The organism is Streptococcus plurextorum DSM 22810 (assembly GCF_000423745.1).
Lineage (GTDB): Bacteria > Bacillota > Bacilli > Lactobacillales > Streptococcaceae > Streptococcus > Streptococcus plurextorum.
The window spans coordinates 161,174-171,869 of record NZ_AUIO01000004.1 but is presented as its reverse complement, the minus strand read 5'-3'; the positions used below and the strand labels follow the sequence as shown (position 1 = coordinate 171,869).

The 10,696-nt window shown below is 40.7% G+C and carries 10 protein-coding genes; 3 read left to right on the top strand and 7 right to left on the bottom strand.

The features are described 5' to 3' along the window. Nucleotides 1-135: 135 nt before the first annotated feature. From pyk to G575_RS0104935, 3 genes are all read right to left on the bottom strand, one after another. Nucleotides 136-1,638, bottom strand: coding sequence for a pyruvate kinase (pyk, locus tag G575_RS0104945; protein ID WP_027971736.1), 1,503 nt, complete (start codon nucleotides 1,636-1,638; stop codon nucleotides 136-138). Between the two features lie 33 nt (nucleotides 1,639-1,671). After that, entirely contained in the window at nucleotides 1,672-2,685 is a 1,014-nt protein-coding gene (pfkA, locus tag G575_RS0104940; protein ID WP_027971735.1) for a 6-phosphofructokinase, read from the bottom strand. 82 nt (nucleotides 2,686-2,767) lie between these two features. Further along, a complete protein-coding gene (locus tag G575_RS0104935; protein ID WP_027971734.1) occupies nucleotides 2,768-5,872 on the bottom strand; it encodes a DNA polymerase III subunit alpha in 3,105 nt (1,034 codons plus the stop codon). Nucleotides 5,873-6,151: 279 nt separating this feature from the next. Between G575_RS0104935 and G575_RS0104930 the strand changes: the two genes are divergently transcribed. Genes G575_RS0104930 through G575_RS0104920 form a run of 3 tightly spaced genes read left to right on the top strand, consistent with a single transcriptional unit; the run spans nucleotide 6,152 to nucleotide 8,020 of the window. Beyond that, a complete protein-coding gene (locus tag G575_RS0104930) occupies nucleotides 6,152-6,520 on the top strand; it encodes a GntR family transcriptional regulator (RefSeq protein WP_027971733.1) in 369 nt (122 codons plus the stop codon). Beyond that, nucleotides 6,521-7,219 carry an ABC transporter ATP-binding protein gene (locus tag G575_RS0104925; RefSeq protein WP_027971732.1) on the top strand — a complete coding sequence of 233 codons (699 nt, stop codon included), beginning with the start codon at nucleotides 6,521-6,523 and terminating at the stop codon, nucleotides 7,217-7,219. It begins immediately after the preceding gene. 9 nt (nucleotides 7,220-7,228) lie between these two features. Beyond that, nucleotides 7,229-8,020 (top strand): hypothetical protein, encoded by a 792-nt coding sequence (locus tag G575_RS0104920; RefSeq protein ID WP_027971731.1) that lies wholly within the window; start codon nucleotides 7,229-7,231, stop codon nucleotides 8,018-8,020. A gap of 34 nt (nucleotides 8,021-8,054) precedes the next feature. Here the strand turns inward: G575_RS0104920 and G575_RS0104915 are convergent, their stop codons facing one another. The 4 genes from G575_RS0104915 to G575_RS0104900 all read right to left on the bottom strand — a co-directional run bounded on the left by G575_RS0104915 (nucleotide 8,055) and on the right by G575_RS0104900 (nucleotide 10,371). After that, nucleotides 8,055-9,389, bottom strand: a complete 1,335-nt coding sequence (locus tag G575_RS0104915; RefSeq protein WP_027971730.1) for a hemolysin family protein — start codon at nucleotides 9,387-9,389, stop codon at nucleotides 8,055-8,057. A 369-nt stretch (nucleotides 9,390-9,758) separates the two neighbouring features. Next, nucleotides 9,759-9,935, bottom strand: coding sequence for a class IIb bacteriocin, lactobin A/cerein 7B family (locus G575_RS0104910; protein ID WP_245562371.1), 177 nt, complete (start codon nucleotides 9,933-9,935; stop codon nucleotides 9,759-9,761). Continuing rightward, complete coding sequence (locus G575_RS0104905; RefSeq protein WP_027971728.1) at nucleotides 9,935-10,144, bottom strand: hypothetical protein; 210 nt, start codon at nucleotides 10,142-10,144, stop codon at nucleotides 9,935-9,937. Before G575_RS0104905 ends, G575_RS0104910 begins: the two co-directional genes overlap by 1 nt. Before the next feature lie 26 nt (nucleotides 10,145-10,170). Then, nucleotides 10,171-10,371: a class IIb bacteriocin, lactobin A/cerein 7B family gene (locus G575_RS0104900; protein WP_245562370.1), complete on the bottom strand. Its 201-nt coding sequence runs from the start codon at nucleotides 10,369-10,371 to the stop codon at nucleotides 10,171-10,173. Nucleotides 10,372-10,696: the final 325 nt, after the last annotated feature.

The following is a 10,696-nucleotide window of genomic DNA, read 5'->3' as shown; positions in this document are numbered from 1 at the left end:
CTCATCGCTTTGAACATGCAAAGAGAGAGAACCAATTTGATTCTCTCTCGTGCTTAGTTATAAGTCACCCACTACAGTTGACAATGAGCCAAAATACCGCTAGGTCTATCTAGCGGTATCTTAGTGTCATAAGGATTATTTCACTGTGCGGATGCGCATAGTATTTGTTCCACCTGAACCAACTGGAACACCAGCAACGATAACAATGTTATCGCCTGATTCAACGAGACCTGATGCAATAGCAGCTTTTTCAGCTACTTCAAACATATCATCTGTTGAAGCTGGTTTTTCTGTTACAACTGGAATAACACCCCAGTTAATCATCAATGATTTTTGTGTTTTCTCATCAAAAGTAACTGCCAAGATGTCTGCATCTGGACGGTATTTTGAAATAAGACGTGCTGTGTTACCTGATTCTGTCAATGCAACAATCAATTTAATGTCCATTGAACGTGTCGCATCTTTAACAGCAGAAGCCACAACATCTGTTTTACCGTTACGCTCAAATTTGTCTGAATTAAGACGGCCATACTCATTAAGCAGTGTTTGAGCGTTTTTGCTTGTTGTTGCCATAGTGCGAACTGACTCAACTGGGTACTTACCATTTGCAGATTCCCCTGAAAGCATTGTCGCATCTGTACCATCGATAACAGCGTTGAAGACGTCGGAGATTTCTGAACGTGTCGCACGTGGCTTATCAGTCATGGTTTCAAGCATGTTTGTCGCTGTGATAACAGCTTTACCAGCCGCATTCACTTTAGTGATAATCATTTTTTGGTAAACTGGAACCATTTCAAATGGTACTTCGATACCCATGTCACCACGAGCAATCATGATACCGTCTGAAGCTTCGATGATTTCATCAATGTTGTCGATACCTTGTTGGTTTTCGATTTTTGAGAAGAGTTGAACGTGCTCATTACCAGTTTCTTTAAGGATCGCACGGACTGACTCAACATCTTGTGCTGTACGTACAAATGAAATCGCGATAAAGTTAAGTCCTTGCTCAAGACCGAAACGGATATCCGCATCATCACGCTCAGCAAGCGCTGGGAAAGGAATTTTAGTGTAAGGGATGTTAACACCTTTTTGTTTTGCGATAACGCCGTCGTTTTCAACTTCGACAACAAATTCACGTTTTGCTGCATCTTTTTCGATAACTTTAAGACCAAGTTTACCATCATCGATAAGAACTTGTTTACCAATTTCAACGTCATCAAAAACATCAAGTGCGCCCGCAACGTTCAAAGCAATCACATCGCGAGTTGATTTGATTCCTTGTTTAGTCGCAACGCGAATCACTTCACCCGTTTTGTATGAGTACTCACCTTCACCAGACTCGAACAATTCTGTACGGATTTCTGGACCTTTAGTATCAAGAAGGAAACCTACTTTTTGCCCTGCAATTTCTTCAGCGCGACGTACTGTAGCCATACGAGCACCTTGCTCTGCGTGATCACCGTGCGAGAAGTTGAAACGGAAAACGTTAGCACCTTCTTTGATGAGTTCAGCAATTTTTTGTGCTGAAGCTTCGACATCAAGGCTTTCACCCCAGTAACCAGAGTCACCGAATTTTTTTCCGCCACGGAATTCTACCGCAGGACCAAGTGTTGCAACGATTTTTACGCGTTTATTCATGTTATACATACTCCTAATTATTTTGTTAAAGACTTAGCGACGCAATTCACGGCTAAGTTGAGCAAGATCAAGTCGAGCTTTGTGTGGGGTGTTGACAATAATTTTGCCGTCTTCTCCGAGGCTAAACAGCGCTTTTTCTGCTGCTGTTCCAAGAATTGGATATTCCACCAATTTCTCGTTTTCAATACCAACCGCTAAACCACCTCTGCCTTCTTTAAGAAGAGAAACAGCGTGCGCTCCCATCCATGATGCTAGAACGCGGTCACGCGGTGTTGGACTACCACCACGTTGGATATGTCCTAAATTAGCCGCTCGTAAATCACTTGTATCGCCAGCTTCTTTCATCTTGGCAACAAATTCATCAGCAGACATCACGCCTTCTGCCAGAACGATAATGGCATGACTCTTACCACGATTTTCATAACCGTCCATATTGCGTCTGACAACTTCCTTGATGTCAAACTCTTCCTCTGGAATGATAATTTGATCTGCACCTGTCGCAAGACCTGCCCAGACAGCAATATCTCCGGCATGGCGTCCCATAACTTCTACAACAAAGGTACGTTTGTGACTGTAGGAAGTATCCGTGATTTTGTCGATTGCGTCAACCGCTGTGCTAACAGCTGTATCAAACCCAATTGTGTAGTCTGTACCAACGATATCATTATCAATTGTTCCAGGAACACCAATCGCTGGGAATCCGTGCTCGGTTAAACGCATAGCACCGTGGTATGAGCCGTCACCACCGATAACGACCACACCTTCAATACCAAGTTTTTTCAATTGCTCAATCCCTTTTAATTGGCCTTCCAATTGGGCAAATTCAGGGTAACGAGCTGAACGTAGGAATGTCCCACCTTTTGACATGATACCAGTCACATCTTTGGTTTCAAACTTGACGATGTCACCAGCAACCATACCGGCATAGCCACGATTGATACCATAAACTTCCATGCCTTCATAAAGTGCTTTCCGAACAACTGCACGAACAGCAGCGTTCATACCAGGGGCATCACCACCACTGGTCAAAACAGCAATACGCTTCATTTTTTGGTTTTCTCCTTTTATATTTCTAACTTCCCTATTATATCACAATTGTTTTTTTTTTGCTCTAAATTGAGAGCAGAAATTATCGAAAAACCGTTTTCATAACATAAGATGATAAGGCCTCAACCAATGCAGCTGTTTTTTCGACACGGTATTCCTCCACTTGTATGGTTTCTTTAGTGTCTACATAGTGGAGCACAACAGGCAAATCACCGGGATGCTTAGCAAGCACTGCTGAAATGTCCTTATCAAAAGCATGATTCTCAAGTTGCAACCAACATCTTTCAAGATGAGGTTCTAGCAGGCTGTTCAAGACCATCTGGAGCTTACCATCTCTTAGCTGGGTTCGCCCTTTAAACAAGTAAATCACTCCTTCTGATAGGAAGCTCTGCCATTTGGTAAAGGTTTCAGGAAAGAGGGTGATATCAAGTTTTCTTTGGGTGTCACTCACGGTTAAAAAAGCCATTTGCTGTCCTTTGCTTTTCGTTCGGATGGTTCGCACAGTATCAATTTGTGCTAGAAGTGTCACCTCTTTTTCTGCCACCAATTGGTCGATTGGCGTAAATTGCCCCTTCAACTCTTGTTCTAATTTAGTCAGCGGATGAGGGCTTAGGCCAACGCCCAGAAGCTCCTGTTCCATACGATATTTTTCAGACAAACTATAATCATCCACCTCAAGCCACAGGTAAGACGAATCTGCAAATAAGCTCCCTAGTTCATTGACAAAGGTAAAGAGGTGCTCCAAATTATGTTCAACCTTTCGGCGATTAGGTTCAAAATCATCAAAAAGACCAATGTGAATCAGAGGCGTTAAAAGCGCTACTTTCTGATATTTTCCTGGTAATTTCTCTAAAAAATCCTCAATACTTTGATATGGACGATGCTCAATGACCCAAAGAGCCAAGTCACGTGAAAGACCTTTGACCGTCTTTAGCCCAAGGGTAATTTCTTTATGTGATACTTTATCGTGGTAAGGGACTGTGTTTAGCCCCATTTTACCCAGAGTGAATCCCCCTTGAATAGCATCTACAATATAGTCACTGCTAGAATCATTAAGCATCACATCATAGAAGATTTCAGGATAATGAACTTTGAAATAAGCCAATTGAAAAGCCAGAGCTGAGTAGGCATAGGCATGGCTTCGATTAAAGCCATAACCTGCAAACTTAGCCATACGCTCAAAGAGGTCACGAGCAACCGCTTCTGACCTTCCTAAAGCCCTTGCCCCTTCTAGGAAATCAGATGCCATGCCTTGCATCTCGGTCTTGTCCTTTTTAGACATGGCTCGACGTAACAAGTCAGCTTTACCGAGGGTAAAACCAGCAAAAACTTGTGCAATCTGCATGACTTGCTCCTGATAGAGCATAATACCATAGGTAGGTTCTAAAATAGGAGCCACAATTGGGTCAATTAAATCGATCGCTTCCTGACCAAATTTCCGCTTAATAAAATTATCAATATAATCACTAGCACCCGGACGATTAAGACTTGTCGTAGCAACAACTTCCTCAAATCTCTCTGGCTTAACCCGTCTCAATAGTGCTATCGCTCCTGGCTGCTCAAATTGGAAAATCCCTTTGGTGCGACCTGCCGCAAAAAGTTTCAAGGTCTGCGGATCCTCTAAATCTATTGCTGCAATATCGATGACCTTATCATATCTATCTGCAACCTTCTCTTGCATTTTCTGAACAAAAGTCAGATTACGTAAGCCTAAAAAATCCATTTTGAGAAGACCGTTAGCCTCAATACTAGGTGCATCAAACTGGGTAATTAACATGTCCTCTCCCATTTTTAGGGGAACATGATCCGTCAAATCATCGTCACTCATGACAATCCCTGCAGCATGGATAGAGGTCTGACGTGGTTGCCCTTCAATTTTTTTGGCAATGGCAAAAGCTTTAGCATATTCAGCCTTGCTATTGATGACTTGTCTAAAACTCATGCTTTTCTCATAGACAGAAGTTAAACTATCTCTAAAACCAATTTTCTTAGAAATAGTGGCTAGTTCATATTCTGGTACCCCAAAACGTTTTAGGACATCTCGAATAGCTTGCTTAGCTCCAAAGGTTGAAAAAGTCACAATCTGTGCAGAATGTTGGCTTCCATAACGATCACGAACGTAGTGTAGAAATTCACTCCGATAAATATCTGGCAAGTCAATGTCAATATCAGGCATCGAGTAACGTTCTTCATTAAGAAAGCGTTCAAAGAGAAGGTTATTAGCTACTGGATCAATGCCTGTGATATTTAAAGCAAAAGCAACCAAACTACCTGCTGCCGAACCGCGCCCCATACCCATATAATAGCCTTGACTGCGCCCAAATCTCAGCAAGTCCCAAACAATCAAAAAGTAATCATCAAAACCCATTTTGTGGATGATGGACAGCTCTTTATCTAAACGTTCTTGATACACAGATGCTGTCAGTTCTTTGGCCAAAAGTCCAGCTTCTGCTCGCTCACGAAGCTCCTCCACCGCAGGCTTATTGCGGTTAAAACGCGGAAGTTTTAGGTTGGTGTCAAAATCATAGAAAACCCCTTCAAGTAGATCAGTCAGTGTTTCCAAAGCACCAGGAAATCGTTCCGAGAAGACTTTGGTCATAGTATCTACTGGCATGAGAAACTGGTTGGCCTCTGGCGGTTGAACCTCTGTTAGAGCGACATTGTCCCTAATCGCACGAAGCACCTGTAAGGTTTCTCGGTCTTCATTGTCAAAATAACGAACCGTATGCAGAGGTATCAAGGCTTTTTCATACGGCATCTGCGGGCTATTGGCATAGACACCTATTAAATAGTCCACACCAAGTTTATCACCATAGGTTAAAAAATGCTCAGGTAAGATGAGGATGACACCATCAAGAGACTCTTGTAAAACCGACCAATCTTTCTCTCCTAGCATGCGTTGACTTGATAGTTTCAAGAGACTGTGATAGCCTGCCGTGTTCTTAGCAATCAGTTTGAGGCGGATTTCTTCTCCGGCTACAATAGTGGATAAATCTAGCCCTAAAATCGGCACTAATCCTGCTTTTTTAGCCTCTTGGATAAAAGTATAAGCGCCATAGAGGCTGTCTTTATCCATAATGCCTAGATGGGTATAGCCAAGTTCCTTGGCACGATTAATATAGGTTGGAATGTCAATTAAACTATCCAAAAAAGTATAAACGGTCTTGGTATCTAAGGGAATAAACATGCCAACCTCCTCTGGTTTTACACCTATTATACTATAAAGACTCTATGACTAAAAGTAACAGCCCTTTATCCCTTATCTGGTCTTAATGTCAAGGAAAAATATTTGACAAGCGAGAGCTTTTTCCGTATTATAATTATAGTACAAAAATTGACTATCCAATTTAATCATTTATCATAATAGAAAGGAATTGAGTACTACCAAGAGAATAACCTGCCTTTTGGCTTTATCCTCTTGCTTCAGATGGGCAAACACCATCTGATACCTCTTGGTATTTTAACCATGGCTTGGAAATTTGACGAAAAGTCTCCCATCTATGCCCAGATTGCTCAGCATATCAAAATGCAGATTGTCAGCAATCACATTAAAAGTGGCGATCAGCTTCCCACAGTTCGTGACTACGCCGAAGAAGCAGGGGTTAACCCTAATACCATGCAACGCGCCTTTATCGAATTAGAACGTGAGGGCATGGTCTATTCACAACGCACGGCTGGTCGTTTTGTAACACAAGACGCTGAACTTATTGCCGAAAAGCGCCTCGAAGTTGCTCAACTCGAACTTGATAACTTTGTCAATAATATGCTAAAAATCGGATTTAACCGTGATGATATCATTCCCGAATTAACCCGTTTTTTAAAGGAGACCCTGTAAATGACTGACATTCTAAAACTACATCACGTGATCAAGTCCTATGGCCAACAGACGGCTTTGGATGATGTGACGTTCAATCTTCCCGCAGGTAAAATCATAGGACTCTTAGGGCCAAATGGTAGCGGTAAAACCACCTTGATTAAACTCATCAGCGGTCTTTTGCAGCCTGATTCTGGTGAGGTTGTTATAGACGGTTTCCGCCCTTCCATTGATAGCAAAAAAATTGTCTCTTACCTACCAGATACCACTTATCTGAATGAAAACATGACAATTACTGCAACCCTCAAATTTTTCCAAGATTTTTATGCTGATTTTGATCGTGAACGCGCTGAAAAACTGTTAGCTGATTTAGCTATTGAACCAAGCAAGCGTATCAAAACCCTTTCAAAAGGGAACAAGGAAAAGGTTCAGTTGATTTTAGTGATGAGCCGCAGGGCTAAACTTTATGTCCTTGACGAGCCTATCGCTGGTGTCGATCCTGCTGCCAGAGACTATATCCTTCGCACTATTATCAACAATTACTCCGAAGAGGCTTCTGTCATTATTTCTACCCATTTGATTACTGATGTTGAGCCCATTCTTGATGAGGTGCTGTTTCTACATGAAGGGAAAATTACCCTCCAAGGAAATGCAGATGATTTACGCTTTGAACATGGTAAATCTATCGATTCCCTTTTTAGAGAACATTTTAGAGCATAGGAGACTAACATGTTTGGAAAGTTATTAAAGTATGAATTTAAATCCATCAGTAAATGGTATCTCGGACTTCTTGTGGTCACCACACTGATTGCTATCCTTACAGGAAATCAATTAAAATCTCTGATTACTTCAGCTGTAGAAAACTCTTCTAGTTACGATATCGCCTACTCCACTGGACAGGCCTTATCATCTAGTGATATTATGATGATTCTATCTCTGATTATTCTTGCGGGGCTCATCATGACACTTACCCTCGCCTCCTATGCCATTATTATCCGTCGTTTTTACCAAAGTGTTTTTAGCCGACAAGGCTACTTGACCATGACGCTCCCAGTTTCCACACATCACATCATATTGTCGAAACTCTTAGTTGCTTTTCTACTCTATATTGCAACCTATTGCATCTTCGCTATCGTTATTTTTGCCTTTGTCATCCCTGTTAGCGGTTGGTCTACCTTCTCAGCGATGCTTCAATCCTTCTATTCGGAAGTGATTACTCAGGTAACACCATTTTGGACCACAGTATTTCATGTGAATGCCATCCTAACCAATGTCAGTGCTGTGCTTCTCATCTATCTAGCCATAGCACTCGGTCAACTTTCAAATAATTACCGTGTTTTGATGGGGTTTGTTAGCTATGGCGGACTCTTTATCCTAACAACCTTGATAGGACTTCTATTATCCTCTCAATTGACAGGAACTAGTCTTCTCATGGCAAACTTAATCACAACCATTATGATTATCATTGTTGCTTATATTGCTACCCATACCATCATAAGGTACAAACTTAACTTAGAATAAAGAACGTCCCTGGCACAAAGCCTAGGGACGTTCTTTATTCATTTTCTTCTAAAATTTCCAAGTCAGTTATAACTACTTTGAGTTTGGTCACACGACCGTGTTTTACCTTATCATTAATCAACATTAAATGTTTATCGGCATTATCAAGCTCATAGATTTCTTTTTCGTCTTGACTAGGAATGGCTCCGACACCCGTAAGGTAAAAACCTGCAATCGTATCGACATCATCGCTTTCTAGTTCTGTTTCAAAATGCTCATTGAAGTCGTTAATTGTCATATTTCCCTGAACGATGTAGGTATTTTCAGCAATTTCTCGAACAAAAACTTCTGACTTATCCGTTTCATCTTCGATTTCACCAACAATCTCTTCCAGTAAATCTTCTAAGGTAACAAGACCCGATACCCCACCATACTCATCTAGCAAAATAGCCATTTGCTTCTGACTACTACGAAAGGCTGTCAAGAGATCATCAATAAAGACTGTTTCAGGAACAAAAAGTGGCTCTTGCATGATGCGACGAAAGTTAATGTTTTCAAAACCTTGTTCAAAAGCAGCGCTTAGTAAGGTCTTGATGTGAATCAAGCCAATAACCTTATCTTTATCGCCATCATAAACGGGTATGCGTGAGAAATTTTGCCTGAGAATATCTTGAATGCTTTCTTTTAAATCAGCATTGATATCAACCATAAAGGCATCCGTACGTGGCACCATGACCTCACGAGCTACCATATCATCTAAAGAAAAGACACCTTGTAGCATTTCAATTTCGTCTGCATCAAGGCTGGTATCATTTCGTGTTAGCATATACTCAATCTCGTCTCTAGTCATCTGTTCATCGGCATCGTCAAATTCCATCGGGGTGATGCGACTGAGAAGATTCGTCGAAGCAGATAAAAGCCAGACAAATGGGCTAACAATTTTCCCTAAAAATAAGATAATCGGTGCAGAAACCACCGCTAAGTTTTCCTTTAAATTCATCGCAATGCGCTTAGGATACAATTCTCCTAGAACAATGGAGATGTAAGTCAGAAAAATCAAAGAGGCAACTGAACCAATCGTCTCTGCATATTGGATGTGATTAAGCCATTCAGAGATGACTGCACCAAGTGATGCAGATAAACTGGCCCCTTGTAACAGAGAAATAAAGGTGATGCCCACCTGAATGGTGGATAAGAAATTATTTGGATTTTCTAAAACCTTCAGCAGACGAATATACTTTTTATCCCCATCCTCAGCTTTCTGCTCCACACGTGAACGATTTAGAGACACTAAAGCCATCTCTGATGCCGAGAAAAAAGCATTGAGAAAGGTTAGAATAAGCAACAAAAGAAATTGTATCAACAAGTCCTGACTACCAGGGTCTTCCATGAAATTACTCCTAAAAAATAATATAGTATTGCTATTATACCATATTTTGCCAATAAAGATACTATTTGCCTATATCTGTCACACCAAGGTATCCTTTATGATGATTAAACAAACTAGACAAACATTATTTTCCACTTAAGCAAACTCAAAAGCTCTACTAACTTAAGATGTGGCTACAGATTTTACAAGCTCCGTCAGATACTTTTCCCCTGATAAAGAGCCTAACGACCAGTCGTGATCCCTCCAGGAGTTTTGAACCCCCTAAAGATAATATGGTCGATACAACTAACAAAGGAACGAAAAGACTTTTTCAAACTGAGACAAATTAAAAAAGCTGACATCAGCTTTTTTAATTATCTTTGTAAACTATTAGCGACGGCGCTTAGCAAGGTCAGCTCCAAACTTATAACCGGCATTAAAGATGCCAACAGCTGCATTTAAAATGCCTGCAATGGCGACACCTTCTGCCAATCTAAATCCTCCGTTAATAGCTACTAATTCATCTGCTGATAGTAAGTTATAGTGTTTCATATGTTCTTTCATCATTAATTCCCCTTTAAATAAGCACTAATTGCAACATAACTAATTGCAGCAATCACTAGAAAACTTAAACTATTTGATATGTCCATGAAATTGACATCAGAATCTATCTTTAAGACTTTAAAGTCTCTAGTAATTTGCAAGATGGATAAGCCAATACGTAGTATAATAAGCACAATGATAATAATCATTTTCTTCTCTTTGAGTAATTCCATAGCAATCACATCCTTGTTCCAACCCCTTAAGGACGATTAGCATAGTATCCTAAGGCTGCTCCGCCTCCAAATAAGGTTACTACGCCACCCACAACAGCTACTCCTACCTTCCAGACTGCTATCCCTCCAATGAGAGGGATAGCTCCACCTTCTATTTCCATCAATTCTCTCTCTGACAGAACTTCAACATTCCGATTTAGATTGTCCATTGTTTCAAATTGAGCCATCTTTCTTCCCCTTTTCATGATTATTTTTAATAGTGTTTCACTGTTAAAGCATAATGCTAATGTATTTCAGGTATTTAAACCAATTCATCTTCTAACCACTCCTTTCTATCTTATTATTCGTTATTTTTTGAAAAAATGGGCACCTATGTCATCCTATGAAAACGTTGATTGGTATTCTCTGTTAAAATGATTTCAACACGGCCTAAGAAAGTGTTTTTAGCGAATATCTGATGAACTGTTGACGCACAAAAAACTCCCTAGGAAAACCTAGGGAGTTTCACTTATCCCTCGCTATAGTGCTCGGGGATAACACAATCTTGCGGAC

Excerpts from the sequence above, each read along its gene's own strand:
- pyk (WP_027971736.1), bottom strand. The coding sequence starts at position 1,638 with ATGAATAAACGCGTAAAAATCGTTGCAACACTTGGTCCTGCGGTAGAA.
- pfkA (WP_027971735.1), bottom strand. The coding sequence starts at position 2,685 with ATGAAGCGTATTGCTGTTTTGACCAGTGGTGGTGATGCCCCTGGTATG.
- G575_RS0104935 (WP_027971734.1), bottom strand. The coding sequence starts at position 5,872 with ATGTTTATTCCCTTAGATACCAAGACCGTTTATACTTTTTTGGATAGT.
- G575_RS0104930 (WP_027971733.1), top strand. The coding sequence starts at position 6,152 with ATGGCTTGGAAATTTGACGAAAAGTCTCCCATCTATGCCCAGATTGCT.
- G575_RS0104925 (WP_027971732.1), top strand. The coding sequence starts at position 6,521 with ATGACTGACATTCTAAAACTACATCACGTGATCAAGTCCTATGGCCAA.
- G575_RS0104920 (WP_027971731.1), top strand. The coding sequence starts at position 7,229 with ATGTTTGGAAAGTTATTAAAGTATGAATTTAAATCCATCAGTAAATGG.
- G575_RS0104915 (WP_027971730.1), bottom strand. The coding sequence starts at position 9,389 with ATGGAAGACCCTGGTAGTCAGGACTTGTTGATACAATTTCTTTTGTTG.
- G575_RS0104910 (WP_245562371.1), bottom strand. The coding sequence starts at position 9,935 with ATGATGAAAGAACATATGAAACACTATAACTTACTATCAGCAGATGAA.
- G575_RS0104905 (WP_027971728.1), bottom strand. The coding sequence starts at position 10,144 with ATGGAATTACTCAAAGAGAAGAAAATGATTATTATCATTGTGCTTATT.
- G575_RS0104900 (WP_245562370.1), bottom strand. The coding sequence starts at position 10,371 with ATGGCTCAATTTGAAACAATGGACAATCTAAATCGGAATGTTGAAGTT.